Source organism: Synechococcus sp. ATX 2A4 (assembly GCF_024346375.1).
GTDB lineage: Bacteria > Cyanobacteriota > Cyanobacteriia > PCC-6307 > Cyanobiaceae > MW101C3.
In genome coordinates, this window is record NZ_JAGQCV010000013.1 from 1 (window position 1) to 24937 (window position 24937).

At 63.6% G+C, this 24937-nt stretch carries 26 protein-coding genes, 1 tRNA gene and 1 pseudogene; 12 read left to right on the top strand and 16 right to left on the bottom strand.

Annotated features, from left to right (window positions below; translation table 11 throughout):
- Positions 1–446 precede the first annotated feature (446 nt).
- Positions 447–767 carry a hypothetical protein gene (locus KBY97_RS12065; protein ID WP_255147295.1) on the top strand — a complete coding sequence of 107 codons (321 nt, stop codon included), beginning with the start codon at positions 447–449 and terminating at the stop codon, positions 765–767.
- 10 nt (positions 768–777) lie between these two features.
- Here the strand turns inward: KBY97_RS12065 and fldA are convergent, their stop codons facing one another.
- Positions 778–1302, bottom strand: a complete 525-nt coding sequence (gene fldA / locus KBY97_RS12070; protein ID WP_255147297.1) for a flavodoxin FldA — start codon at positions 1300–1302, stop codon at positions 778–780.
- 157 nt (positions 1303–1459) lie between these two features.
- Between fldA and KBY97_RS12075 the strand changes: the two genes are divergently transcribed.
- Entirely contained in the window at positions 1460–1768 is a 309-nt protein-coding gene (locus KBY97_RS12075) for a hypothetical protein (protein WP_255147299.1), read from the top strand.
- Between the two features lie 108 nt (positions 1769–1876).
- On the opposite strand, the gene KBY97_RS12080 is transcribed toward KBY97_RS12075, so the two are convergent.
- Positions 1877–2902 carry a chlorophyll a/b binding light-harvesting protein gene (locus KBY97_RS12080; protein WP_255147401.1) on the bottom strand — a complete coding sequence of 342 codons (1026 nt, stop codon included), beginning with the start codon at positions 2900–2902 and terminating at the stop codon, positions 1877–1879.
- Positions 2903–3011: 109 nt separating this feature from the next.
- Positions 3012–3557, bottom strand: coding sequence for a ferritin (locus tag KBY97_RS12085; RefSeq protein WP_255147300.1), 546 nt, complete (start codon positions 3555–3557; stop codon positions 3012–3014).
- A 471-nt stretch (positions 3558–4028) separates the two neighbouring features.
- On the opposite strand from KBY97_RS12085, the gene KBY97_RS12090 reads away from it, so the two are divergent.
- Positions 4029–4265, top strand: coding sequence for a hypothetical protein (locus tag KBY97_RS12090; protein ID WP_255147302.1), 237 nt, complete (start codon positions 4029–4031; stop codon positions 4263–4265).
- A gap of 145 nt (positions 4266–4410) precedes the next feature.
- Here the strand turns inward: KBY97_RS12090 and KBY97_RS12095 are convergent, their stop codons facing one another.
- The gene (locus KBY97_RS12095) at positions 4411–5520 is read right to left on the bottom strand and encodes an ABC transporter ATP-binding protein (RefSeq protein WP_255147304.1); all 1110 of its coding nucleotides are present in this window, start codon (positions 5518–5520) and stop codon (positions 4411–4413) included.
- 410 nt (positions 5521–5930) lie between these two features.
- Here KBY97_RS12095 and KBY97_RS12100 point away from each other — a divergent pair, with 410 nt between their 5' ends.
- Positions 5931–6506, top strand: a complete 576-nt coding sequence (locus KBY97_RS12100) for a ferritin (protein ID WP_399217760.1) — start codon at positions 5931–5933, stop codon at positions 6504–6506.
- 28 nt (positions 6507–6534) lie between these two features.
- Here KBY97_RS12100 and KBY97_RS12105 read toward each other — a convergent pair whose 3' ends face one another.
- The 7 genes from KBY97_RS12105 to KBY97_RS12135 all read right to left on the bottom strand — a co-directional run bounded on the left by KBY97_RS12105 (position 6535) and on the right by KBY97_RS12135 (position 12326).
- Complete coding sequence (locus KBY97_RS12105) at positions 6535–6861, bottom strand: hypothetical protein (protein ID WP_255147306.1); 327 nt, start codon at positions 6859–6861, stop codon at positions 6535–6537.
- A 14-nt stretch (positions 6862–6875) separates the two neighbouring features.
- Positions 6876–7472, bottom strand: a complete 597-nt coding sequence (locus KBY97_RS12110; protein ID WP_255147308.1) for a helix-turn-helix domain-containing protein — start codon at positions 7470–7472, stop codon at positions 6876–6878.
- 484 nt (positions 7473–7956) lie between these two features.
- Complete coding sequence (locus tag KBY97_RS12115; RefSeq protein ID WP_399217762.1) at positions 7957–8454, bottom strand: Fur family transcriptional regulator; 498 nt, start codon at positions 8452–8454, stop codon at positions 7957–7959.
- 144 nt (positions 8455–8598) lie between these two features.
- Positions 8599–9591, bottom strand: a complete 993-nt coding sequence (locus KBY97_RS12120; RefSeq protein ID WP_255147309.1) for a flippase-like domain-containing protein — start codon at positions 9589–9591, stop codon at positions 8599–8601.
- Positions 9591–10832, bottom strand: coding sequence for a nickel pincer cofactor biosynthesis protein LarC (gene larC, locus KBY97_RS12125; protein ID WP_255147310.1), 1242 nt, complete (start codon positions 10830–10832; stop codon positions 9591–9593). The genes KBY97_RS12120 and larC overlap by 1 nt, the downstream gene beginning before the upstream one ends.
- Positions 10833–10837: 5 nt before the next feature.
- On the bottom strand, positions 10838–11536 hold the full coding sequence (locus KBY97_RS12130; RefSeq protein WP_255147311.1) for a hypothetical protein: 699 nt from the start codon (positions 11534–11536) through the stop codon (positions 10838–10840).
- Between the two features lie 4 nt (positions 11537–11540).
- On the bottom strand, positions 11541–12326 hold the full coding sequence (locus KBY97_RS12135) for a hypothetical protein (RefSeq protein ID WP_255147313.1): 786 nt from the start codon (positions 12324–12326) through the stop codon (positions 11541–11543).
- A 165-nt stretch (positions 12327–12491) separates the two neighbouring features.
- Here KBY97_RS12135 and KBY97_RS12140 point away from each other — a divergent pair, with 165 nt between their 5' ends.
- Positions 12492–13415 (top strand): M48 family metallopeptidase, encoded by a 924-nt coding sequence (locus KBY97_RS12140; protein ID WP_255147314.1) that lies wholly within the window; start codon positions 12492–12494, stop codon positions 13413–13415.
- Here KBY97_RS12140 and KBY97_RS12145 read toward each other — a convergent pair.
- Positions 13360–13656, bottom strand: coding sequence for a hypothetical protein (locus KBY97_RS12145; RefSeq protein WP_255147316.1), 297 nt, complete (start codon positions 13654–13656; stop codon positions 13360–13362). The genes KBY97_RS12140 and KBY97_RS12145 overlap by 56 nt on opposite strands.
- A 65-nt stretch (positions 13657–13721) precedes the next feature.
- Between KBY97_RS12145 and xth the strand changes: the two genes are divergently transcribed.
- Entirely contained in the window at positions 13722–14567 is an 846-nt protein-coding gene (xth, locus tag KBY97_RS12150; RefSeq protein WP_255147317.1) for an exodeoxyribonuclease III, read from the top strand.
- Positions 14568–14833: 266 nt separating this feature from the next.
- A pseudogene (locus KBY97_RS12155) lies at positions 14834–15298 on the top strand (hypothetical protein).
- A gap of 109 nt (positions 15299–15407) precedes the next feature.
- Here KBY97_RS12155 and KBY97_RS12160 read toward each other — a convergent pair.
- From KBY97_RS12160 to KBY97_RS12175, 4 genes are all read right to left on the bottom strand, one after another.
- Complete coding sequence (locus tag KBY97_RS12160; RefSeq protein ID WP_255147318.1) at positions 15408–16178, bottom strand: DUF305 domain-containing protein; 771 nt, start codon at positions 16176–16178, stop codon at positions 15408–15410.
- Positions 16179–16289: 111 nt separating this feature from the next.
- A complete protein-coding gene (locus KBY97_RS12165; RefSeq protein ID WP_255147319.1) occupies positions 16290–17009 on the bottom strand; it encodes a MauE/DoxX family redox-associated membrane protein in 720 nt (239 codons plus the stop codon).
- Between the two features lie 101 nt (positions 17010–17110).
- Positions 17111–17764, bottom strand: a complete 654-nt coding sequence (locus KBY97_RS12170; RefSeq protein WP_255147320.1) for a TMEM165/GDT1 family protein — start codon at positions 17762–17764, stop codon at positions 17111–17113.
- 211 nt (positions 17765–17975) lie between these two features.
- Positions 17976–18884 carry a cation diffusion facilitator family transporter gene (locus KBY97_RS12175; RefSeq protein WP_255147322.1) on the bottom strand — a complete coding sequence of 303 codons (909 nt, stop codon included), beginning with the start codon at positions 18882–18884 and terminating at the stop codon, positions 17976–17978.
- A gap of 593 nt (positions 18885–19477) precedes the next feature.
- Between KBY97_RS12175 and pstS the strand changes: the two genes are divergently transcribed.
- From pstS to KBY97_RS12200, 5 genes are all read left to right on the top strand, one after another.
- Positions 19478–20512, top strand: coding sequence for a phosphate ABC transporter substrate-binding protein PstS (gene pstS, locus KBY97_RS12180; RefSeq protein ID WP_255147324.1), 1035 nt, complete (start codon positions 19478–19480; stop codon positions 20510–20512).
- A 412-nt stretch (positions 20513–20924) separates the two neighbouring features.
- Positions 20925–20998: transfer RNA gene (locus KBY97_RS12185), tRNA-Pro, on the top strand.
- Positions 20999–21696: 698 nt separating this feature from the next.
- Positions 21697–22014, top strand: coding sequence for a hypothetical protein (locus tag KBY97_RS12190; RefSeq protein ID WP_255147326.1), 318 nt, complete (start codon positions 21697–21699; stop codon positions 22012–22014).
- 122 nt (positions 22015–22136) lie between these two features.
- Positions 22137–24185, top strand: a complete 2049-nt coding sequence (locus tag KBY97_RS12195) for a virulence-associated E family protein (RefSeq protein ID WP_255147327.1) — start codon at positions 22137–22139, stop codon at positions 24183–24185.
- 555 nt (positions 24186–24740) lie between these two features.
- Positions 24741–24893, top strand: coding sequence for a hypothetical protein (locus KBY97_RS12200; RefSeq protein WP_255147328.1), 153 nt, complete (start codon positions 24741–24743; stop codon positions 24891–24893).
- Positions 24894–24937 lie beyond the last annotated feature (44 nt).

Genomic DNA, 24937 nt, shown 5'->3' on the forward strand with positions numbered 1-24937 from the left:
CGGAAGGACTTGGGCTTCTGCATGCCCCATTGTTTCGCTCAGATCCACTGCTGTCACTAGGATCTGGGCAGATTAATAGGCGTCTGTGGAGAGGCTGGCTGCTGACCTATGCGCGACAGGCTCCTAGAGGGATCACAACGACTAAGCACAGATCTGAAGCCCACGATGACGCTGTTCCGACCGCTGTGGTGCCTGGAGCTTTTGTTCACCCACAGAGGGCTGTGGGGTGTCTTTCAGCCAAGCGGCGGAGGTGAACCATGGGTGATGTCGTGTGACATGGGTCTTGTTCATGGCACGCGACATGGGTGGAGCCATGCCACGAGCCATGGGCCTTGCAAATCGCATGATTATCAACAAGGAGAGGGGAATGCGCTAGGAGAAGTGGTGAAACAGGAGAACGGTAGTGTCAGTGGATCAATGATGAACTGAAGAACAATAGGGCTTGAGTGGAGGTGTTCATTTTGTTACGCCTGATCGTCACCTTTATCTGGCAAGCCACAGTGCAGACCATGAAGATGATCACACCTCAGCGCCATGGAATGATGGACGAATCGCGGCAGGACTCGAGCGATGACATCGAGACTCTCAATCGGATCCTACAACTCACCAGCCTCAGAGATTGGTGCATGGAGCGCCTATCTGTGTTGTCGCTGAGATCTGACATGGAAGATGCCCGCTGTTTGACCAGCGAGCATCTGGAGATGTTGGTAGAAACCAACGCGTGGAAAACCCTTTGGGTTCATTCCTGCTGGAAAACCCGAGACTAGGAGGCAGAGATCAGAACATTCCCGGTGCTTCTTTTCTCAGTTGCTTCACCCACTGCACAAGCCGATCATCGGTGAGATCGGGCTCACTATCTTCATCGAGAGCAAGGCCGCAGAACATTCCGTCAACAACACTCTTAGATTCGGAGAAGTTGTAGCCATCGGGTGACACCTTACCGACCAGTGATGCTCCTGCTTGAATGAACGCCGTGTAGAGCTCTTCCATGGCATCACAGAAATAGTCTGAGTAAGAGGAAGAATCACCCAACCCAACGATGGCCACGGATCGTCCGGTCAGTTGTAAGTCAGGAATGGCTTCCACGTGGCTGTCCCACGCGGTACCGGAACGCATGGAGTCGGCTCCGGTGTTCCAGGTGGGTACACAGCAAATCAAATCACCAGGTTCTTCCAGCTGCTCGGTGGCATCGAGATCACCCACATCCTCAACATTGGCGGTGGATCCGATCAGTTCAGCCAGGCGAGTGGCAACGTCCTCCGTTTTTCCGGTGGTGGTGGCAAAGAGAATGCGAACGGGCATTGTGCTGAATCAGAACGTTGATGTTCTAATCACGAACAACCCCGTAGCACTCCCATGGCATGACATCGACGCGTGACTTTCCCAACATCAAGCCCGCATCAATCGATTCAGGGCCGCCGGTCATCAAACGTACCTTGATCCTGTTGCCTCCTGTCCTATGACCAACACCCTCAGCTTCGCCGCCATCTCTGCCTGGCCTGCGTGTGGATTCACATTGCAGCACAACAACACGCCAGCCCCACATATACCAACGCTGCTGGGGAAGATCCGCCAGCAGCAGCCGATTCATAGGCTCTGCCATGATCATCCCGATCTCACCAATGAGCAGCTTTCTCTGGTGCAACGCATCCAAGCCCAGGACACCGAGCTGAGCCAGATGTACCACACCCTGCAGGTGGCTGAGGCCTTTAAGGCTGAGCTTGAGCGGGAACTCATTCACTCCCTCTGCGGATCGCAGCCACTCTGAGCCAGTGGTTGCACGCAGCACAAAGCCCTGGTCTTTCGGCCAGGGCCCATTGTAAACCAGGGAGCGCTTTAAGCGAGAGCAAAGTGGTGATTGACTCCACCCCGTTGTTCAGGCAGGCTCCATCATTTGAAGTGCCTTGCTCACCCGGCGGAAATCAAAGCCGAGCGACCGAAGGGCGTGCCAAAGATGGCCCTGCAGGAAGAAAAAGGCGAGGAAGAAGTGTGCATTCGCAAGCCAGGCACGGGCAGTATGGACGCCCAATGGCAACTCCACACTGTCGGCGAAATAGGGAGAGAACGAGAATTTCATCGTAAGTGCCGGCCCGAAGAACTCCACCGGATAGACGGTGGTATTGGAGGCGCACCAGATGCTGGCCACAAAACCCATGAGAGCAACGGCACCGACCGAGTAGGACAGGATGGATTCCGCTGAAAAGACAAGCAGCTTGCGGGCGAAAGCGAATGGAGGCACCAGAATGTGCCACACACCACCGATGGTGAGCATGAAGGCGATCACCACGTGGCCGCCGATCACATCCTCCAGGCTGGAGATAGAGAGGAAGCTGGTTTGATAAGCCCAGATCGTTGCCAGATCCACGTGTGGCTGCACCGCACGCACAGCTTGCAAAGCAGGGTCGTAAATGCCCACCCGCTGCGCAAATTCAACGAAGGCAATGGCGCCTAGGCCGAGGAAGGTCAAGTGATGGCCCAGGATCACCCCAAGCTTGGCGGGGTCATCCCAGCTGAAGTTGAAGCGCTTCGCACCTCCCTGCGTGGTGGAGAGGTCAGTGGGCGATCGGAACAGATGCCACATTCCCCCGGCTGCCAATACGGCAGCGCTCACCAGATGGAAGGCCGCGATGGCGATGATCGGCTCCGCGTGGGTGATCACCCCACCATCACCCACACCAAGACCGAGGCGCGCCAGGTTGGGCAGAAGTATCAGACCCTGCTCGCCCATCGGTTGGGCAGCGTTGTAGCGGCTCAGCTCATAGATGGTGAAGGAGCCTGCCCAGAACATGATCAAGCCGGCATGGGCGGCGTGCGCTGAAATGAAGGTTCCAGCTTCATTGGTCACCAGTGAATTTCCCGCCCACCAGTCATAGTTGACTTTTGGGTTTCCATAAGATTGCATCAAGCTTGCGCGAGGCAAGGTCAATGTACGTTGATCACGGCATCATTGATGCGAGATTGACGACACCTACGCAGGTGAATGCGCACGGAAGTTTGTATCAATGCACCATTCATTCTGTGCCCTTTCCAACGGCGCCCCGTGAGCGGTTGGCCGCGCGCTTCACGCTGGCGAGGGCGGTGCCATCCAGAAATTGTTGATCTAACAGCAGCAAGGCAGCGGAGTTATCGCCTGCCAAGCGCAGGCGCTGAAGCACAAAGCGGGCCTCTGCCTCTTCTTGAATCTGCTCCTCGACAAACCAATCCAACATGGCGGAAGCGCTTCGTTCTCCGTCCGCCTCAGCCAAGGTGTAAAGGCGGTTGATGGAGGCGGTAACTGCTTTCTCCATCACCAAGACCTGATCGAACAGTGCCTGGGTGGAATCCCAGGCGCGCTGCGGTGACTGAATCGTGGGCAGGATCACCTGTTCATCACAATCGAGCAGATAGTCGATCATGCGGGAGGCGTGGCCTCGCTCTTCATTGCTCTTGTTGAGCATGTATTCGGAGAATCCGGCCAGATCTTTCTCCCGCAGCCAGATCGACATCGAAAGGTAGCTGTGGCTGGCATGAAACTCAGCCTCCAGATGCGTATTGATCGCTTGCGTCAACTCTTTCAAGTGGCACCCTGCTGTGTTTAGCCGTAATGATCTAGCAACTCAGGGGCGTTGCGCAGCAAAGCGTTCACAGGTTGTCGTGGCTGCCCAGGGTGATGTGGGTGATTGCTCACGGCTGCCGCTTGGAGCATCGATCACCACCACTGGTAACTTTCATCGCCATGAGCGCCTGGTGATTTGGAGAGAATTCAGAGACCAGATTCTGCAGGTTGCAATCTGCAGGCCACGATCTGCCAGACACGATTTCCAGGCCCAAAATTGCAGGCCAAAGACTGCAGTGTCAACTTGCAGGCCAACGACTGAATTGTCAACTTGCAGGCCACGGTCTGCAGTCCACGACTTGTTGGCCTAGGTCTGCATGCAGGCTAAGGTCTGCACAGCTGATTCTGCAATCCATGAGCCTCATCGGGTCACACTGAGTTCCACACTCGCTTTCACGTTGAAGTCAACACTCACGTTCCCACTGAATTCCCCATGGCCAACGAACCCCACGGTGATCTTCCCAGCCTGCCTGTGGAGGAGCGCACCAAGAAGCGCACCGATGAACTCCATGATCTTCAGCAGTGGTGCTTGCAACGAATTGCTCAGCTGGAGCGGCAGAGCGATACCGAGGCGGCCCGTTGCCTGAAACGGGAGCACCTTGAATTGCTGATGAAGGCTGACAGCCACCGCACCCTGTGGATGCGCATCGACTATGACCCAGAAGGTTGACCTGCGGGTGGTTTGCCATCCGCCGAGTCTGTGGTGCCATCGGCGACAGGAAATGGCGCCGAACGAGACACCCACCCCGCCCGATTCATTCCACACTCCTGGCGGAGACGGACTCCCTCACCTGGTGGGCTGGGGGAGTTTTTTTTCAGGTTGTAACCAGCGTGGGTTGAAGGCTGGAATCGGCGGGGAACGTTTTTAACACAGCCGTTGGCCGCAGGTGCAATCCACAATGCTGGCCGATCTGCAGCGGCAGGTCCATGGGCCGTCTGACCCGCAGCCGCACATCCCCCTGCTCCACCTGATAGAGCCAGGTACGGCCCAGAAACTCGCGGCCCATCACCTTGGCGGCGCCGGAATCGTCGGCGTCGATCTCAATGTCGTCGGGGCTGACCAGCACCTCCAGGGATGCTTCCGGATCGCGCTGGCGCGGGGGGGAAGACGGGCTGAGCGTCGGCACCGGCCCCAGCAATGTGTGTAGATCTGATCCCTGCCACCAGGCAGGCAGCACGTTTCCCTGCAACACGAACCGCCCAACGAAGGAGGTGGCAGGTTGATGGACCAGCTGCTGTGGACTGGCGCATTGGTGCAGCCGTCCGTCATGCAGAACGGCCACCCGATCACAGATCGCCAGCGCCTCTTCGGGGTCGTGGGTGACGAGCAGGCCACTGGTGCCGCACTGCGCCAGCACGGTGGGCAGCTCACTGCGCAGCCGCAGCCTTACTTCCACATCAAGGTTGGAGAAGGGCTCATCAAGCAGCACCACCGCCGGTTCCGGTGCCAGAGCGCGTGCCAAGGCAAGCCGTTGGCGCTGGCCCCCGGAGAGTTCATGCGGGTAGCGCTCCGCCAGCTCGCTCAGGCCCAGCAGATTCAGCAGCCAGGCGGCGCGAGCGCTGTTCTGGCGGTGCTTCAGGCCGAAACAGACATTGCTCCAGGCCGTGAGGTGGGGAAAAAGGGCGTAATCCTGGAACACCATGCCCACACCGCGGCGCTCAGGAGCAAGGCAGTGGGTGGGTCCGGCCACCTCGCGTCCGGCCAGGTGGATCACCCCTCGCTCCGGCCAGTCAAAGCCCGCGATCAGGCGCAGCAGTGTGGTTTTGCCGCACCCGGAAGGGCCCAGCAAACCCACCAGCTCCCCGTGTTCAAGCCGCAGATCAATGCCTTGGAGGGTCCATTCTGATCCGCCTGAGCGACCGGGAAAGCGGTGCCAAAGACCCTGTAGCTCGATCGCGTGCAGACAATCAGCACCGGAAGGCATACCGCCATCCGGTCCAAGGGGCTGGAGCATGTAAAAGACCTAAAGGAGGAGATGCTTGACTGACGAACAAAGCGCAGTCCAGACAAGCGAGGAAGGGATTACGACCGGCCGCAACGGCAGCAACCGCCTTTCCAGTTCGAACACTTCGAGCGTTTGCAGCTTTTCTTTTTGGAAACACGGATGCGATCGCGGCGCTGCGCCATCACTGTGATTTGCTCGGGGATTGCGGCCAGGACGGCCATGGGATGGAAAGTTGCTCCTTGCATATTAGGTGGCGGTGACGATGGAAGCCTCAGCATCAGCACCTTCAACATGTGACAAATCGAACACGGGGCGGTGCCGGATCATGCGGCTGAACTGTTCGACCTGCGGGCTCCCTAAACTGAGCGCACACCTCACGGTTTTCGCACATGGTTCTCGGCACGCAGCACGCCACCGGCACCCTCCAAAGCGGCGGGCGGCCCGTGGCCCAGCCCATGCAGGAAACGCTGCTTGAGGCTCTCCAGCAGCATCTGGCCATGGAGTTGAATGCCAGCTCCGCCTATTGGGCCCTGGCCGTTTGGTTCGCCGAGCGCGAGTTGCGTGGCTTTTCACGCACCTTCAAGGAGGAATCGGATCAGGAGCGCAACCATGCTGGCCTGTTTGCGGACTACTTGATCGTGCGGGGACAACCAGTGGCCCTTGGCAGCATCAATGCGCCAAAGCAAGTGTGGAACGACATCGAAGACATTCTCAGCTCCGTCTTTCAGATGGAGGTGGATGTGACCACTTCGCTGAACCAGCTCTATGCATTGGCTGAGCAATCTGGCGATGTGCGCACCACAGTGTTTCTCGACCCGTTGATTGACAATCAAACGGCTTCTGAAGATGAGGCGGCCCACCGTCTTGGTCGCTGGCGTCTGTGTGGCGGCGAACCGGCGGCGCTGCTGATCCTGGATGCCGAACTGGCCGGCGGCAAGGCAGGTCCCGCCAAGTTGGCGGACTGACATCCCGCCACAACCAGGCCAGGAGTGATCAGGCCAGGCTGTGGCGACGGCAAAGCTCCACCAGGAAGGCGACCCCGAACGGATCAAGGCCTGGCGTGCTGCGCAAGGCCAGGCCAACGGCATGGACTTCGGCCTGGCGAACGGCCATCCTCTCCAACTCCCGTTGCAGCCTGCGAATCAAGCCGGCATCACGGCAGCGCGGCAGTTGGGCATGGATCTGGCTGCGTCGGCTCAGCACCTTGCCCATCTCACGGCAAAGGCTGCCCAGCAGGCTGTCTGCGGAGTGGGGGTGAGAGGGGGTTGAACGGCAGGCCTCCTGTGTGGAGGGAGGCGGCAAAAAGGGAGAAAACACCACGATCGCGGCTCCGTTCAGGCGGCCGCCAGCGGGGCGGACTCCACCAGAGAGGGCGCCAGGCGCATGCCGCTTTGGCCGCTGGGGGCTTCGAGCAACTCCGCCTGCCGGATCCGCGAGATCAGCCGGGTGGTGGTCACGCGGGTGGTGCCGATCAGTTCACCGATGCGTTCGTGGGTCAGGCGGAAGGGCAGGTCGCACCAGGGACCGCAGCGGCGCCCCAGCCGGCGCACCAGCAGACCGAACAGGGCATGCAGGCGCTGCTCAGCGCTGCCCAGGTGCCGGATGCGCAGCAGTTGCAGGGTCCATTCGTTCACTGGGTCGAAACCATCGCTTGTGCCCGCTTCGCCATCACTGCGGAAACAGAGGGGCGTGAGCGCCTCCACGCAGACCCCTTCACTGCAGAGCCGGTCGGTGCGCAGCTGATCGCCCGGCTGGAGAAAGGCGAGGGTCATGCCCTCGGTTTCCTCGCAGGGGCAGTACACGCGGGCGATGCCTTCGAGCACCTCGATGCAGCTGCCGCTGGGGCGGTGCAGGGGGTCGAGCAGCACGGTCTGACCGATGGGCATACGCACGGCGGCCGCGGGCAGATCGGGCAGGAAGCGGAAACTCACGGACGCGACTTATTGAGAATGACTCGCACTCTAAACAGCAATCTCGCCTTTTTGCAAGTGGTTCTCAATAGCAACTGGTAATTGCAAGGCCGGGCACCGGACCGGACATCGATGTTTCGCGTTGGGTCTCTCTTGGAGACGATCTCATGCCGGGCAGAGGCGGGCTTTCCACAACGCGTTCGTACCGATGAGAGAGGGCATGGGCCCTGGCGGTATTGGCCTTGGCCACGACGTCTGGTGTCATTTGGGCCTGTTGGCTGTGGCGCCAGTGCTGGCGTCGGCGCGGAGTCGCCCCAACCTGAGGCCATTCCCGCCCCATTCCCCATGCTTCGCATCCGCGGTGACCGTGCCTCCCTGCTGGCCGCGCTGGCCACCAACTGGGCCCATCAACAGCTGGGCCTCAGCGCCTCTGTGATGGGCTTTTCCGGTGTGCTGCGCTCTGCGGAGTCAGATGACACCCCGAAAGCAACCGTTGTGGTGCCGCTCAGCGGGGCGCAGCAGCGGCACAACGGGGACACAGCGCCCGCACAGTAAGCACACACTCCATCAACCTGAAGCCATGGGTGGTGGCCGCTGCTTCGCCAGCCGCCATCACCTGGGTGCTGTCGAATTCCTCGGTGCGGCCGCAGTTCACGCACACGAGGTGGTGGTGATCGCGGTGGCTGTCGCTGGCCAGCTCAAAGCGGCGTCCCCCCTCGGGCAGCTCCAGCTCTCGCAGCAGCTCCAGGGCGCTCAGCAGGCGCAGCGTGCGATAAACAGTGGCCAGGGACACCCGCGTCTGCTCGCCCAGCAGCCGTTGGTGCACCTCCTCGGCGCTCAGGTGGCTTCCCTCACCAATCCGGCGGAACAGGTCGAGCACCCGTTGACGCTGGGGCGTCAGCCGCTGCCCGCGGCCATGAAGGCTGTTGCGCAGGCCCTCGGGAACCTGGGTCGCCGGAACCTGGGTCGCCGTCCCTGCTCCAGCGGTTGAACGGGTTGGCACAGGGAGGGAGCTGGGCTTCTCAACAATAGATGCTGTTGCGAATACCCGACGCATCATCCTGTTGTTTTGAGTGTTCAGGGGTCACCGGGTCTGGGCCGGTTCGGGCGACGCGGATGTCTCGCCGGCAACCCGGCTTGGTGCCGATCAGGCGCGTTCGCAGGCCAGGCGTTCATCCAGGCGGGCCGTGAGAGCACCCAGCAGGTCGGCCACGGTGACCAACACGCGGTAGCTGAGCGCCACGGCCAGCAGCGGCGCCTCCGGCACCTGGGTGCCCAGCCGCAGGACCAGCACGGCTTCAAACACCCCCAGCCCGCCGGGGGCACCCGGCACCACCAGTCCGGCCGTCCAGGCCAGGGCGAATCCGGCCAGCCAGAGCGGCCAGCTGAGTGCCAGCTGTTGATCGAAGGCCATCACGGCGCAGGCGAAGCCCGCGAAGCGCAGCAACACGAACGGGAACTGGGCCAGCAGGGGCAGCAGTGGGTAGCTGGGCAGTGCCACCGGCGGCAGCGTGCTGGTGCCGTCTTCGAGCGACAGCTGACGCGCCCGTTGCCGTTGCAGCCGGCCCAGCAGCCGATTCGACCAGCGCGGCGACAGCCCGATCAATGGCAGCGGCGCCAGCAGGGCCAGCCCGTCCTGCCAGCCGCCGAGCGGCACCAGCGCCAGGGCGGCACTCGCCGCCAGCAACGGATCCAGGAGCACGGCCATCAACGCCAGCGCCGTGCCCACCGGCGCGCGGCTCGCCAGCGGATGGGGCTCCTGTGGGGTGGGCAGATCAGTGGCCGGCTCTGGCGGCCCCGTTCGCAGCGACTGCACGCGGGAGGCCAGATGCCAGAACCCGCCGGGCAGGTATTTGAGCAGGTTGCTGCGCAGGTAGAGCCGCACGCAGGTGTCCCAGCGGGGCCGTGCCCCCAGCCAGTGCAGGCCCACGCTCCACGCCAGCCCGTTCACCACCAGGCTCAGCAGGCTCACCCCCGTGCCGATCACCAGCCACAGCCAGCCCTGTGCATCCAGCCGCAGCGCCAGCAATTGCGGCGCATTGGCCAGCAGGGCGGCGAACAGAAAGCCGAAGCTCAGCAGGCTCGCCCACAGCCGCACGCCGCCGGGGAGGGACGTCAGCAGGTGGCGCAGGTTGGGCATCAGTCCTGGTCCCGTCTCGCCGCCGCATTGTGATCGGCCAGGGCGGCCGGATCGGCGAGCGCCTGCTGCACCACCACGCGCACCTCCCGCAGGCTGAGCTGTTCACGCCGTGCCAGGGCAATCAGGTCGTCGTGCTCCGCCTTGAGTTGCCGCTGGCCATCCGGCAGCAGTGACACCTTCACCCGCACCGGCCCCCAGGGGGTGTCCACCTGGGCCTGGTGGCGGGGCAGGCACCAACGTTGCTGCAGCTGTTGCCGCACCCCGAGGCTGGTGCCGTGCCGCCACCAGATCGCCCGCAGCGCCGGCGCTGCCTGCGGGCGTGCCACCACGCTGAGCAGCACGCCGCTGCGTCCCTTCTTCATCAGCGCCGACTGGCTGAACACCTCCAGGGCGCCGGCCCGGCGCAGTTCGTCGGCCAGGAAGGCCAGGTCCTCGGCGCTGGCGTCATCGATCTGCGCCTGTTGCACCACCACCGTCTCCAGCAGCGCGTCCCCGGCGTTCGGGGGGGCACTGGCTTCGCCCAGCCAGAGCCGCAGCAGGTTGGGGCGATCGAGCACGCGGTGTCCCAGGCCGATGCCCACGGCGCGCGGCACCATCGGCGGCTGGGCGCCGAAGCCAGCGGCCCATTCACTCAGCAGCGCCATCCCGGTCGGGGTGGTGAGCTCTCCGGCCGGCAGGTCAGCGGCTCCGGCCAGGGGCACACGCCTCGCACGGGCCAGCTCCAGCACCGCCGGTGCCGGCAACGGCAGCAGGCCATGGGCGGTGCGCACGGTGCCGTGGCCAGCTGGCGGCGGCGCACAGATCAGCGGCTCCACCTGGAAGTGCAGCAGCCCGGCGCAAACGCCCACCACATCCACCAAGGCATCAACTGCCCCCACCTCATGAAAATGCACCTGCTCAGGGGCATGGCCATGCACCTGGCCCTCGGCCTCGGCCAGGCGCGTGAACACGCCCAGCACCCGCTGCTTCAGGGCCGGTTCCATTGGCGCTGCGCCGATCTGCTCGCGCAACTCGAGCCAGCGGCGGTGCGGTGGGTGCGGCTCCAGGCCCTCCACCGACACGCGAATGCCGCGCTGGCCGCTGCTGCGGGCCTCGGTGACGGCCAGCCGGTAGGCGCCCGCCAACCCAAGTTGCGCCAGGGGGCCGTCCACCACGGGGCGGGGCAGGCCCAGATCGAAGAGGGCGGCCAGCAGCATGTCGCCCGCCACCCCGGTCGGACAATCCAGAAAGGCCAGGGCCATGGCGGTTAGACGGGGGTGGAAGCCTGCCGCCGCTCCGTGCGGCGCAGCAGCCGCGGTGCGGCCGCCACCAGGGCCTCGGCGCGGCCTTCCAGATCGCTCTGCCGCGCCCGCAGCAGCTGTTCCACCTCGCGACGGGCGCGGCGCTGCTCCAACTGGGCGGTGGCCACATCAAAGCCGGAGAGGCCCCAGAGGCGGCCGAGCAGGGCCTTGTCGTCGGCACCGCCGCGGGAATTGCCATAAAGGAGCTGCTCGGCCACCATGCCCGCCTGCAACACCCGGCTCCAGCGGCGCAGCTCCTCGGCTGGCAATTTTGCATGGGCCGGCAGTTCGAATTCGGTGCTGCCGTTGGCGCTCAGCCCTTGCCTCAGGCAGGCGAGGCTGCCCACCAGCACGCGCCTCACCGGCAGCTGGTCGTGGTCGGCGGCGAGGGCATGGCCCGCCTCGTGCAGCGCGATCCTGCGCAGACGGGAGGCACCGCCCGGCAGCGCTTCAGCCAGCAGGTGGCCGCCGCGCCCTCCGTAACGCCATGCATCAAGGCTGAGCGCCGTGAGGGCGCCGCCGGCCGCCAGGGCGATGATCCAGGGCGAGAGGCCCAGCACCGGGCCGATCACCGCCAGCAGGGTGATCGCCATCACGGCGATGCCGGCGTTGAGCGCGGCGGTGGAGCCATCACCCGCAGGCGTTGCGGGACCCGGCGCAGCCATGGCCTCAGGCCCCCGGGCGGCGGATGGCGGTGCGTTGGGGGTCGCGGGCGGGGGTGCCTGGCGCCGTTCCGGTCGACGGCGCACCGGCGGCGCTCGATCCCACCGGCGCCCCGGCACGGCGCCCGCCGCTGCGTGGCGCGCCACGACCAGCGCCATCGCGACCGGTGCCACGCGTTTTGCCGCCGCGGGTGCCCCGTTGGGCCACTGGGCCGATCACCTCAAAGGACTCCACCCGCAGCGCCTGGCCATCGCGCCTCAGTTGCAAGGCCACGAAGTGACGCAGGTGCTCCAGCGGGATCTCGCCGCGCAGTTGCAGCTTGAACGGCTGCGGGCGGACTTCCTCACCACGGGCCTGCTGGCGCACCTTCACCACCAGTTCGCCGCTCTCCGGCCGGGTGAACACCAGCTCACCGCGCACCGAAAAATAGCCATCCCCTTCCGGCAGCTCGTCGGTGGCGGGTTCGGCGGGGGAGTCTGCATCGGCCGCCTCTGCTTCGGCCGCCAGCAGCGTGCTCGGTTCCCACACGCCCACGATCTGGAGGTGCAGGGTGCCCGTATCGCGGCAGCGGGGATACACCACCCACAAATGGGGCTTGTCGGGATCGAGGCGCCGCCGCACCAGGCTCAGCACCCTGCCCAGCAGCACCGCTTCCAGCTCGGTGCCGTCGTCGGTGCGGATCAGCCCGCGGGTGTCGTGCTCCGGATCCGTGGCGACGTACCGGCCCTGCACCACGCCGATGGCCCGGTACTGCATCGGCTCGGTGACCGGAGAAATCGGATGGAGGCGCATTGGAGCGGGCGCTGGCAAATGGGGCTGACGGGGATCAGAGCAGGAAAAACCCCACATTGATCAAGGTGGTGGTGGCGTGAACAGGGGATGACCCTCCGACACGCGCTCCAGATTGGAATCTAGCTGTGCCTTCAGGCGGCAGACTTGACGCAGCTATCGCTGCACATGTCGCCCCGTTCGTCTGTCGGCCCAGCCCTCTCCCGGCGCTCCGGCCTGGTGGCGGCCTTTGGGGTGGCCCTGCTGGTGCTGGCCTCGCTCACGGGTGGCTGGTGGCTCGGCCGGCACAGTCCCAGCACCAGCGCCGAACTTCAATCGCGGCAGGTGTTGCAACAGGAGATGCTGCGGCTGCGGCAGCAACAGGCCGATGGCAAGGCCAGCGATGTGGAGCAGCGACGGCTGCTGCAGTTGCTGCTCGCCCTCGACCAACCGGCGGAGGCCACCCAGTTGCTGGAGGCCATGGCGGACCAGCAACCGGATCGTTGGTCGTTGCGGCTGCTGCTGGCGGAGCTGCGCCGCGACCAGAACGATCGAGCCGGCGCCGAACGGGAGGTGCGCCAGTTGCTCAACCTCAAGCCCGACCGCATTGAGGCGCTGCAGCTGATGGCGCTGCTGCTGCTGGAACAGGGGCGTGGTGCCCAGGCCCAGAGCTTGCTGACCGCCGCCTATGTGGCAGCCACCAAGCCCCAGCTCAAGCCCCAGGCCCTGCCGATCGCCCTGATCCTCGCCGACCTGATGCAGCAGCGCGGCCAGCTGGAGCAGGCCGATGGCCTCTACCGCGGTCTTGCCGCCAGCTTCCCTGGCGATGTGCGGCCCGTGCTGGCCCGCGCCCTGCTCAACCAGCAACAAGGGAACAGCAAACTGGCGTTGGAGCTGATCGCCAAGGCAAGGTCAATGAAACCCGAGCAGTGGGATGCCCGGGTGGATCAGGTGGCCGCCAGCTGGGGCCTGAGGCCCTTACAGCGCCCAACGAAGGGAACAGACACAAAGAACCCGGCCCCGACCACGGAGATGCCGACGGCCGGGAATCAGGTGCCTACGGCCCCTTCACTCCCGCAGAACCCGGCGTCGGCTGCGCCTCCATCTCCCTGAGCGCGCGGTCGACGGCATCACCCGGCTTGGTGGCGTTGTCCATGGCGCTGCCGCGGCGCAGCTGGTTCATCAGCTCCATCGGGTTGGCAGCATCAAGCACGTTCTTGGGCCTTTCACCGGGACCATCGAACACGTTCTGCGGCCTGGTGGAAGGGGCATAGGGGTTCTCGGCACGGGCCGGCGCTGACGCCAGCGGCAGAACGAGCACGGCGAGGGCCGCAAGGGCCACGGGGCGGACCATGACGGGTGACCGGAGGAAACGGGACGTGGGTCAATGCTAGGGGTCTTCGGCTGCCGCTTCCGCCCATGCGCATCGCCACCTGGAATGTGAACTCCATCCGGATGCGACTGGAGCAGGTGACCAACTGGCTACGGCGGGAGCGGCCCGATGTGCTGTGCCTGCAGGAAACCAAGGTGGAGGACAGCACATTCCCCGCCGCTGCCTTCACCGCCCTGGGCTACGCGGTGGCGATCAGCGGCCAGAAGGCCTACAACGGCGTGGCGATTCTGAGCCTGTTGCCGCTCGAGCAGGTGAACATCGGCTTCAGCGCCCTCTTGCCCGACGATCCGGAAGCCGGGGCCCTGGACGAGCAGAAGCGCGTGATCAGCGCCCTGGTGGACGGCGTGCGGATCCTCAACCTGTACGTGCCGAATGGCTCAGGGCTGACGTCGGAGAAATACGCATACAAGCTGGCCTGGCTCAGCGGCCTGCGCCGTTACCTGGAGGCCCAGGAGCAGGAAGGAGATCCGCTCTGCATGGTGGGTGACTTCAACATCGCCCGTGACGACCGCGACATCCACGATCCCGGGCGCCTCAGCGGCGGCATCATGGCCAGCGCGGCGGAGCGCGACGCGCTCACGGCGGCATTGGGGGAGCGGCTGGTGGATGTGTTCCGCGTGTTCGAGCCCGATAGCGGCCACTGGAGCTGGTGGGACTACCGAAGCGGCGCCTGGGACCGTGACCGGGGCTGGCGCATCGATCACATCTATCTGAGTGGCGAGCTGCTGGCCTGCTCCACCGGCTGCGTGATCGACAAAGGGGAGCGGGGCCATGAGCAGCCCAGCGACCATGCGCCGGTGGTGGTGAATCTGGAGCTGGAGGAAGAAGGCGACGACGAATGTGACGAAGGAGAGGACGACGAGGACAGCTGAGCGGATCTGGCCCCGACGGGAAGCGCAACACCTGCGGGCTGGCAATCCGTGGTGCGGTGTTCAGCGTTGTGCTGGTCAGCAGCTCTGAACGGATGAGCCGAGCTGATCCGCCGCTGATGATCACTTCGCCCCTGAGTCCCGCTGGTCTGCGGCGCGAATGGGGCCGCCAGGAGTGGGGAAGTTGACAGCCTCTTCTCAGGCGATGGGGCAAAAGGTTCTCAAGTTTTCAGGAACGCCTTACGATCACCGCCACCTGCCCGCCATCGATGCTCTCTCGCCTGCTCCCTCTGCTGGCAGCGCCGCTGCTGATCGGTTCAGCAGGCGGGGTCATCGCCGCGCCCACCTGCTAGTTTCTGCAACCGATCGGCGGCACGGGCAGCCCGATCGTGGCCAAATCGGTAGGGGCGGGCCGGCTCTTGGGCCAAACCAACTGGAACACCGATTTCATCGTTGACCAGCCCTACACCAGCTTCAAGTTCTTCTTCACCGCCAACTCCTCCGACGCCAACGCCGCCTACCCCGTGGCGGCGTTCATGAAGTTCAGCGATGGCTCCAACCTGCAGGTGGTGAATGAAACGATGAATCCGCCGATCGGGCGTGGCCGCATGTTCGGTCCGTTCCCGGCCATTCCCGGCAAGCAGGCCAGCCAGATGAATTTCAAGGTGGGTGCCAGCAACGATCCTGGCGCGCTTGGCTTCAGCTATCGCATCTCCGTTCAGGGTTGTAAGTGATCTGCGCCTGCAGCCGTTGTCTGCTCAGGGGCATGGCCTGAGCATGGCCTCGGCGGGAGATTGCACTCAACGCTGGGCATAGGGGCGCCAGCCGCCTGTGCGCCCATGATCAGATCTTGAACAGGGCGTCGTAGCGGTGGTATTCCGGCTTGCGCAGGCCCTCCACGGCCAGCATCCGGCGCAGCTCCATGATTTCAACCCGCTGCGCCAGTATCACGCCGCGGGCAAATCGCCGGATTGTGGGATTGGTGCTTTTGACCAGGGCGTCGTGGGCCATCACCAGCGCGCCGCCGTGGTGCTCGAGCATGCCCTCAAGGAACCACACCACCCGGTTCGCCGGCGTGGGAAGGGCGCCCATCATGCGCATGCCGTCGATCTGAGCCTTGCTCATGCGCGTGAGGCCAGTGAGGCTGTTGGGATCGCCGCCGCTGGCCAACGCCACGGGATAGACGGGTGCCTGGGGAAACCAGGCCCTGCGCCAGAGACCCATCGCCCGGATCTCGCTGGCCTGCTCGCGCCAGATCGTCTTGCCCAGTGCCCCGACACCCGGCTGGCCGATGCCGAAGACGATTTCGCTCATGCGCAGCGCACCGGTGTGGTGCTGCACCATGCCGTCGATGAAGCGCAGGTCATAGGTGGCGCCGGCGGGACCCACATCGTGGGCGTGACCAGCGTGGGCGTCATGGCCGGAATGGCCGGGGTTGCCAGGCTTCTGGCTGCCGTGATCATGGCCGCCGTGCTCATGGCCGCCATGATTGTGGGAGCCATGATGCGGGCCGCCATGATTCGCCCCGGGGGGACTCTGGGCCAGGCCGGGGAGCGCCAGCGTGAGAGCGGTGGCGAGGCCGAACAGGGCGGCGGGAACAGAGGAGGCGCGCATGACGTCGGGCAGGGGTGCACGTACCGTATGGTCTCCCCTCAACGGGAGAGTCAAGCCGAATGGAGCTGCTCCCCTGCGCTGCGTTGATCCATGCACGCGGTGGCCTGGGCCTCATCCCCTCAGCAGCATCCACAGCCCCATCGCCACCATGGCGACGTTTTCAAGCACGCTCACCAGCCCCAGCGGGGTGCGGCTGTTGCCGCCCACGCAGGCGCAGTCGAGATCGAGCTTGTCGACGTAGACGGCTTTGACCACGGATACCCCTCCTTCCAGGCCCATGGCGAGCGCCAGCAGGGCGATCGGTGCGGCCTGAAGGCGAGCCAACAGGGCCAGGCCCAGCAGCAACTCGAGGTACGGGAACACGCTGGCGTAGCCCGCCAGCCACTGGCTCAGCAGGTTGTAGCGGCGAAAGGAGCGAATGAACGCCGGTGGATCCAGCAGCTTCAGGCAGGCCAACAACACCAACGCCATGCCCATGAAGCCCTGCGGGCCGCTGCCAAGCGCCAGCGTGATCAGGGCTGCGGTGGCAAACACGGTGATCACCGGCCGGTAGCTGCGTCCCCCTGGCAAGCGCGCTTTGACCCCGAGCCGGCGGGCCAGGTCGGTGTAGCCGCCGATGTGTTCGCCAGCGGCGAACACCTGGGGGGTCGTGCTCACGCCATGGGCCGCCTTGAAGCGCTCCACCTCCAGCTGACTGAGCAGCAGTTGGTCGTCGAAGGGAATCCCCTGCTCCTGCAGCAGCGCCACCGCCAGCTCCCCATAGGGGCAGACGCGACCGGTGATGGCCATGCGATGCAGTCGCACGGGCGGCGGCAGACGGGGAGGGGTCATGGCGTTGCGTCAGCGACCCTCACCGTATGGTCTCCACTCAACTGGAGAGTCAAGACTGGCCGGTGGGTCTGCCCTGTGAAGCGCAGCGCAAGCGGGTGGGGTCAGCCCATCGCCTGCCGTAGCGCGAACAATCCGAACGCCAGAAACAAGCCGCCACTGAGGCGGTAAAGCAGTTGCTCGCTGATCTTCTGGCCGATCCACTTACCGGCTCCCACCGCCAGCCCGGTGACCAGCGCATGGCCACCGAGGGTTCCCGCCAGCAGCGCGCAAAAGGGAAAGGAGGGCGCCGTGGCCAGAAAGATGGTGGCGAACTGGGTGCGATCACCCAGCTCTGCGATGAACACCAGCGCGAAGGATTCCCAGATCACCGCCAGGGGCGTGGTGATCCGTTGGTGGCGCTCGGCCGCCTCGACCGCCTCTTGGGCATCGCCGGCCTCGGCCGCGGCGGCCCCCGGTGCCATCGCCTGGGCATCGATCAGCAACTTGATGCCGAAGCCGAGAAACAGCACCGACGCCAGCCAGGGCACCACTGAGGGCGGCAGCAGCTCCCGCAGGCCGTAGCCCATGGCCAGCGAGATCACCGTGACCGCCGTGAGGGCAGCAAAGGAACCGATGAACACCCAGCGGGCCCGGTGGCGGGCCGCCAGGATCAGCGCCATGAAAAAGGTCTTGTCGCCCAGCTCCGCCAGGGTGATGGCGGTAAAGCTGGAGCCGAAAGCGGCGGCCCCATGGCCCGAGAGAAAGGGAAACACCATGCGCTCACAAACGCCCTGAAGGGGTCTGAACCAAGGCGTCAGGGGCGCTCAACGGGGCGTTTGGTCCACGTCTTGCCACTATGCCCGCTCCCTCTCCCGCCACAGCCGCTGATCCGTAGGCGTGCCAACCCGTGGGCGCCTTGCTCGTCTCACAGGACGGAGCACCGTGGCTGGACCCAGGCCCAAAGATCAGGACCAGCGACCTTGAGCCTCAACCCTCGTCCCAACCGAATCCCTGGTCGTCCCAGGCTTTGGGATCGTCAAGCGGTTCGAGATGCGTGAGCACGTGGGTGCGGGGCAGCGCATGGGCGATCTGCCGCTCCAGACGGTCGCAGAGATCGTGGCCGGCCTGCACCGTCCAGTCGCCCGGCACCAGCACATGGAAGGCCACGAAGCGGCGTGACCCGGCCACGCGCGTGCGCAGGGCGTGGAACTTCAGCTCCGGCGTGGCATGGGCGGCAAGCAAGTTTTCGAGCTGTTTCTGGTCAGCCTCGGGCAGGGCCCGATCGAGCAGGCCGGAGGCGGTTTCGTGCAACAGCTTCCAGCCGGTGAACAGGATGTTGAGCGCCACCGCGATGGCGATCAGCGGGTCAAGGATCGTCAGGCCCGTGAGCTTCACCAGGCCAATTCCCAGCACCACCGCAACCGAGGTCCACACGTCGGTGAGCAGGTGATACGCATCGGCCCGCAAGGTGATCGAGTGGAAGCGGCGCGCCGCCCGCAGCAGCAACCAGGCCACTAGGCCGTTGAGGGCCGTGGCCACCAACGACAGCACCAGGCCAAGGCCCAGTTGCTCCAGGGGCTCTGGCTGCTGCAGGCGCCCGGCGGCCGCCGAGATGATCGCCAGCGCCGCCACCACGATCAGCACGCTCTCCAGACCGCTGGAGAAGTATTCGGCTTTGAAGTGGCCGTAGGGATGCGTGCGGTCGGCCGGCTTGGCGGCAAGCGTGAGCGCCCAGAAGGCGCCGAGCGCCGCCACCAGGTTCACGCCGGATTCGATTGCATCGGAGAGCAGCCCCACTGAGCCGGTGAGCTTCCAGGCCGCGGTTTTGAGCACGATCGTGGCCACCGCCGCCGCCACCGAAACCAGGGTGTAGGTGCGGGGTGAGGCGAATCCCATTGGAATCGGTTGTGGTGGTTGGGAGGCGTTCCCTGGCGATGCTGATACCGCAGCGCGCGGCTGGAGGCAAAGATGCAGAAACCGGGAGGCAATCTTGGCAGGTCAAAGGCCACCCGAGCTTGACCTTGAAGGTTTCATCCCCTGGGCGCAGAACCGGCCACAGGAGGTGGAGCTTGAGCCGGCCCAGGGATTTCGATGGCGCATGGCAAGAAATTGAAGCTCAATCACGCCGCCGGATGGAGCATGAACGAAATTGCGCCTGATCAGCATTGAACTGTGGAGTCAGCTGGGTCGCCACATGCCATCAACCGTCGATGCGTCCATGGTGGAGCCTTGGGCAACTTGATCGAGTGGACATCAACGCAATGGAGGCAACGTCAACTGGATTGAGCAAAAGGCAACTGGATGGAGACAACGTCAGCTAGATGGAGCCAAAGCCAACAAGTCTGTCGACCTGAAGATCACCTTGAAATGAGCGTTCAGCATCGCCGCACGGACACGGGCCCAGGTGTTCGCCAGCACTCTTACTGTCACCTTAAACAAAACAACGCTCAGATCGGCTTTAGCTGGAGTTGGCAAAGAGCTGAAAATCCATGATCCGCCCCCAGCCCGAAAGCAGCACCAAACGTGGCCAGACGTTGCTGCCGTTGTCCCTGGTGGCGGTGCTCCTGAGCACAAGTGCCTGCGGTGATGGCACCCGCCGGCTGCCGTCGATCAATGGGGCTGGAGCCTCCTTCCCGGCGCCTGCCTACCAACGCTGGGCGGGAGACTACAAGGAGTCGAAAGGCTATCTAGTGAATTACCAGTCGGTGGGCTCTGGTCAAGGGGTGCGCTCGTTCCTGGCGGGGTCGGTGGATTTCGGAGCCACCGATGAGCAGCTCAGCGATGAGGAGTTCAAGGCCGGCATGGCCAGTCAACGCGGCGCCGTGCAGATTCCCATGCTGGGCGGCACAATCAGCCCTGCGTATAACAATCCCGACTGTCCTGATCTCAAGCTCACCCAGACGCAACTCGCGGATATCTTCCTCGGTAAAATCAAGAATTGGAGCGAGCTGGGTTGCCCGGCCCGCACGCTGGTTGCGGTGCATCGCTCCGATGGAGCTGGTACCACATTCAACTTCACAAACTCGCTCGCCTGTTTCTCTCCGGAATGGAAGAGCAAGGTCGGCGTAGGCAAGGCAGTGAACTGGCCGGTTGGGCTCGGCGCCAGGGGCAATGAAGGTGTGGCAGGCCTGATTCAAAACACACCCGGCTCAATTGGCTATGTGAACCAAGCGTTTCTGCGTGGTGTGGTGAAACCTGCCGCACTGCAGAACAAAGCCGGCCAGTTTGTGTTGGCAAATTCAGAATCTGGGGCAGCAGCAGCCAACAACATCAAACTTGACGAGCGCCTTGGCGGCGAAGACTGCAACCCCGATGGTGCGCAAAGCTTCCCAATCGTGGCCTTCACCTGGATCCTTGCCTTCCAAAGTGGTCAAGGTAAAGACAAGGCAGAAGCCGTTCGCACGTTCCTGACCTGGGCGCTGGAAGAAGGTCCGCAGCAACAGGCTGCCGGGCTCGGCTTCGTGCCACTGACGGGCGATGTACTGGAACGTGCCAGAGCAGAGGTGGCCAAAATCAAAGACTGAATCGATTCCGCAGCGCCCGCTGCTGGCTCAATGGCTGAGTCACTACTGGCATAGTCAACCCCCGATATGGTCGGGGGTTGGGGGTGTGAGATTGGGCTTTGGCGTTGAGCAGTTGGCTAGGCCCATGGCTTGATCCAGTACAGATCGTTGCGGACGAACTTGATCGTTCGCTGCGCTTAGAACAGTGGCTCACAGTTGCGCCTGGCGAGAACACATCACCGTGGAACTCTGAGCCAATGGCAGCCCGAACAGCCCTCACCTGGACGCGTGCTGACACCGATTGACCCAGTGACCCAGGCCCTGGGTCACTCGGCCTGGTGACCCAAGGTAGCCCGACTGCACAAGGCCAAGCCCGCTGGCGGCTCGGTGCATCAGATCCCACCAGGGATTGGTGAGGTATGGTTGGACTGGACGGGGCGTGGCGCAGCTTGGTAGCGCGGGTGCTTTGGGAGCACTAGGTCGCAGGTTCGAATCCTGTCGCCCCGATTGACTTCTCGGCTACTTCTGATCCAAGCGGGAGCTGAGCGGGAGCTGGCTGCTTCTTCCTTCAAGGCGAGGTCTTCTAAGCGCATCCTCTGAAGCACGACCTCTCAACCCTGCTGCTGGAACAGCGCGGAAGCTGAGAGGGCATCTCAGGGTTTGAGGCGCTCGCTGCGGGTGCTCTGGTTTGAGACCCAGAGAGGCGTCGGTTGTGAGCATCACCGTTGCAGAAGGATTCAAAACACGTGTCAGGTACCCCCACACCGAGCGGTTCTGGTTTCTGTGCGTAGCCGTGTCTCACTTGATTGGAGGCGACCTTCACCCCTCCGCTGCGTCGGCCTCCCCTGTGGAGGCATCCATAGGAAGTCTGTAGGGACAGGGGCGCCCGTCAGTTCATGGTCGCCCTCCTCCGCTGGGTGAGCATGGGCAACGTGCCTGAGAGGTCCTGCCGTATGTATCGACATGGCAGTAGCGGAAGTGGCTTTCTGATCTGCCGATGTCGGAGCCCGCTTGTGCATGTCCCCGAGGCACAGCATAGAAATCTGCATTCAGTCTCCCTGCTTCGGGGAAGGCCAGATGTCCATGGATCGCAGGGTTGAATTCACCTGAAAGCCGCAACTTGCCGCAACTCATTAGGGGAAACCCTACTTGAATTCAACTTGGAGCAATCGCTCAGGAGGTGTACATTGAACGTAGTGACGTCGGTGACTCCTCTGTTCATGGCCAAGGCGAATTCATCCTGTGGCAAGATCTTGCTGCTCAACGTGAAAGATGCCGAGGCTGCCCTGATCAGGGGGCTCGTCATGAAGGACCGATTTCACTCGCAACGATGGATTCGCGTGGTAGGGGCGCTGCTCCTGCGTGCCGGATCCATCGGTGCACATCCGAAAGAAACGGCCCCTGATGGGGCCTGCTCTTCCAGCCATGGACGTTCTGCTGCCTTGCGTATCGCCCGTGGTTCTTCACCATCCGGAAGGACCTGGTCCTTCGGCAACCCATACATCGTTTCGTATGAATTATGAACTCTCTTTCTATCTCAAGTGTATCGCCGAACCACGAGCGATCACAACACTTTCTGGCGCTGCTGGGCAAAAAGCCGGCAACCACTTGCCTGCGCGCGGTTTACCCGAAGGGCCACGCGAAGTTGACGGAGCCCAAGCGCGATCGAGGCCGTAAACACCCCTGCTGGGACTCGGCGCAAGTAGAGAGGTGGCAGCATGAGGGCCTCAACGTCTACGTCGTCATCAACGATGGTGGCCAAAGTGACCAATCCATCTCCAGCTGCCGGGCTCTGTTCTGTGAGTGGGACAACCGCGAGAAGGACTGGCAACTGACGGCCTGGCAGGAGCTGGGTCTCCCGGAGCCGACGATGCAGGTGGACAGCGGTGGTCGCTCGATCCATTCCTACTGGGTGTTCGAGGAACCGATCGAACCCTCCTGCTGGCGTGATCTGCAGGCCCGACTGCTGGCCCACACCGGCTCGGACCTCACCTTGAAAAACCTCTCCAGGGTGATGCGGCTGCCGGGCTGCTACTACCTGAAAGCCCCACAGGACGTTCAGCCGCTTGTGATGACCGAGATCGTCAGTGAGGCTGGCGTTCGCTACACGGCGGAGCAGCTGGAGCAGGTGTTGCCCCCGTTGGTGGAGGGTAAGGCGGTGGCCAGCGAGGTGGCGGCTTCTGCTGCAAGTGACACTGCCACCACCAGCCACCAGCCCCGCGACCTGGCTGACATCAAAGCGGCGCTCTCGCTCATCCCGGCAGCGGTGCCTGACACGGGTCAGTACCCCATGTACCGGAATCTGCTCTGGGGCCTGATCGATGCCTGCCGCCAGGTCGGTGCTGACGTGGAGGTGGCCAAAGCGATGTTGCGCGAGCATTCACCGCAGTTCAAGGAGCTCGACCAGGTTGCGGCCTCGTCTTGCGACAAGGTGACCGCCGGCACTTTCTGGTACCACGCGCAGCAGGCGGGGTGGAAGCCCCGTCCTGTTGGGTCCCATGCCACAAGCGGCAAGGGCAAGGAAGGGAAGAAGGAGAAAGTGGTATGCCAGCGCCTCGGCCCCGCCCAGGTGCGGGAACTGCTGCTGGAGAAGTTGGGGTTGGTGCGCTTGAACGTGCGGACCCGCTCGATCCACCTGCCTGATGCAGTGCTCTCGGGTGATGATGCCAGCCGTCTCTACCTGAAGCTGAGCACCGAGGAGATCTCCTGGCCGAAGGAGACGACCTACGACGCGCTGATCTACCACGCGCACAGATCTCCTTTTGACCCTGCCCTGGAGGATCTGAACCGTCTGGTGTCGGGTGTGCGTCCGTTGCCGCAGGAGCAGTGGCAGCGGCTCGATCAGCTGCTGCTGGGCATCGATGATCCTGTCGCCGCTGCCTTTCTGCCCCGCTATCTGGTGGCTGCAGTGGCGAGGCTGCATGCGCCCGGCTGCGATGTGCATCAGAGCCCTGTGCTGATCGGTCCGCAGGGGATCGGCAAGTCCCGTCTGGGCCGGGTGCTGTTTGGCGAAGCCCACTACGGGGATCAGCTCAGCAACAAGCTGGATGTGGATGACGTCACCCGGATGCAGCGCTTCTGGTGCCTGGAGCTGGCGGAGCTGGACGGCATCACCAGACGGTCGGATCTGGAGGCGTTCAAAGCGTTTATGACTCGCACCGTCGATGTGGAGCGTCGCAAGTACGGCCGCAGCGAGGAGTCGATGCCACGTCGGACCGTGTTCTGGGGGACCTCGAACAGCTCGCCGCTGCGCGATCCCAGCGGCGCTCGTCGCTTTGTCTGCATCCCGCTGGCCAAGCAGCCTTTACCAGTGGCCCAAGTGGAACTTCACCGCGCCGCGATCTGGGCCAAAGCGGTGGAGCAGTATCACGCCGGTATGTCCTGGTGGAGCACGCCAGAAGAAGCCGCTCAGATTGAAGAGCGCAATGGTGACCACCAACAGGTGGATCCCTGGGTTGCCGAAGTGGAAGAGATCGTGGCGAGGGAGAGAACCCGGTACGCGGCGATCAAGCACCCAGCGACTAAGTTCCATGTCACCTACGAGGTGATTTACACCCACCTGGAGATTCCCAAGAGCCAGCTGAACAACCATATCCACAAACGCATCAGGCAGATCATGGAGGGGATGGGTTGGCTATGGGTTCGCATCCCATTTGACGGCAAGACCAAGCGTTGCTGGCTGCCTGGTGGCTGAGGCCAGTAGGTCTCAGCCACCAGCGGCCCAGCCCATATCGGGCTGGGCTTTTTCCTGGGGTCTGCCTTCTGGCACGCGGCGCCAACAGCCAGGGAGCTGGGGGGGGGGGGGGTACAACCAGCCGGCGGCCGGCCACCTGCCAACCAAACCGCCACCCGCGATCACCCCAGATTAGTCAAGGATTCTTGACAGATCGGTTTGCCCCGCCACCCGCGCCACCCAACTTACTCAACTTCTGAAAAGAGTGAAAAAGGGGGGGGAGATGGGTAGCCCTAAGAAACCGAATCAGGGTCACAGCTTCAGGGAAGGCGAACAAGTGAGTTTTGCCTGGCGCGGTTGGCGTACAAGGGTAAAACCACTGGTATGACTTGAGTCTGTCGGGTAGTTCGGGTGGCAATCGGGTGGCGGCAGGGTGGCACCCGCCTGGTGAAACCCCTGGCTCTCTGGTTGGGGTCGCCTGGCGGGCTTTACCAATCCTGGTTCGGCTGAAGACAGCAGGCAAGTGAAAAAGCTGATATTTAGTGATTCTATTTGTGGTGCAGTTACCAGTCCACGTTGACCGCAAGCCCGATGCAACACTTTTCAAGTTTTCATTTTTTCAGCGCGCTGGAAAACGGGCTGATTGTCGTTTCAGGGTTCCTGCCGCTGCTTCCAACTGACTTAATCATTGGGTGGAAGTGGCGGGAGGCCTGGAACACCAACCCATGATTTTGGAGCAGGACGATGAGCAAAGGAGTGATCCCACCTTCTGG

What these genes read in the sequence shown, in the direction of transcription:
- fldA (WP_255147297.1), bottom strand. Translation starts at nt 1,302, where the DNA reads ATGCCCGTTCGCATTCTCTTTGCCACCACCACCGGAAAAACGGAGGAC.
- KBY97_RS12075 (WP_255147299.1), top strand. Translation starts at nt 1,460, where the DNA reads ATGACCAACACCCTCAGCTTCGCCGCCATCTCTGCCTGGCCTGCGTGT.
- KBY97_RS12080 (WP_255147401.1), bottom strand. Translation starts at nt 2,902, where the DNA reads ATGCAATCTTATGGAAACCCAAAAGTCAACTATGACTGGTGGGCGGGA.
- KBY97_RS12090 (WP_255147302.1), top strand. Translation starts at nt 4,029, where the DNA reads ATGGCCAACGAACCCCACGGTGATCTTCCCAGCCTGCCTGTGGAGGAG.
- KBY97_RS12095 (WP_255147304.1), bottom strand. Translation starts at nt 5,520, where the DNA reads ATGCCTTCCGGTGCTGATTGTCTGCACGCGATCGAGCTACAGGGTCTT.
- KBY97_RS12100 (WP_399217760.1), top strand. Translation starts at nt 5,931, where the DNA reads ATGGTTCTCGGCACGCAGCACGCCACCGGCACCCTCCAAAGCGGCGGG.
- KBY97_RS12120 (WP_255147309.1), bottom strand. Translation starts at nt 9,591, where the DNA reads ATGCCCAACCTGCGCCACCTGCTGACGTCCCTCCCCGGCGGCGTGCGG.
- larC (WP_255147310.1), bottom strand. Translation starts at nt 10,832, where the DNA reads ATGGCCCTGGCCTTTCTGGATTGTCCGACCGGGGTGGCGGGCGACATG.
- KBY97_RS12130 (WP_255147311.1), bottom strand. Translation starts at nt 11,536, where the DNA reads ATGGCTGCGCCGGGTCCCGCAACGCCTGCGGGTGATGGCTCCACCGCC.
- KBY97_RS12135 (WP_255147313.1), bottom strand. Translation starts at nt 12,326, where the DNA reads ATGCGCCTCCATCCGATTTCTCCGGTCACCGAGCCGATGCAGTACCGG.
- KBY97_RS12140 (WP_255147314.1), top strand. Translation starts at nt 12,492, where the DNA reads ATGTCGCCCCGTTCGTCTGTCGGCCCAGCCCTCTCCCGGCGCTCCGGC.
- KBY97_RS12145 (WP_255147316.1), bottom strand. Translation starts at nt 13,656, where the DNA reads ATGGTCCGCCCCGTGGCCCTTGCGGCCCTCGCCGTGCTCGTTCTGCCG.
- xth (WP_255147317.1), top strand. Translation starts at nt 13,722, where the DNA reads ATGCGCATCGCCACCTGGAATGTGAACTCCATCCGGATGCGACTGGAG.
- KBY97_RS12160 (WP_255147318.1), bottom strand. Translation starts at nt 16,178, where the DNA reads ATGCGCGCCTCCTCTGTTCCCGCCGCCCTGTTCGGCCTCGCCACCGCT.
- KBY97_RS12165 (WP_255147319.1), bottom strand. Translation starts at nt 17,009, where the DNA reads ATGACCCCTCCCCGTCTGCCGCCGCCCGTGCGACTGCATCGCATGGCC.
- KBY97_RS12170 (WP_255147320.1), bottom strand. Translation starts at nt 17,764, where the DNA reads ATGGTGTTTCCCTTTCTCTCGGGCCATGGGGCCGCCGCTTTCGGCTCC.
- KBY97_RS12175 (WP_255147322.1), bottom strand. Translation starts at nt 18,884, where the DNA reads ATGGGATTCGCCTCACCCCGCACCTACACCCTGGTTTCGGTGGCGGCG.
- pstS (WP_255147324.1), top strand. Translation starts at nt 19,478, where the DNA reads ATGATCCGCCCCCAGCCCGAAAGCAGCACCAAACGTGGCCAGACGTTG.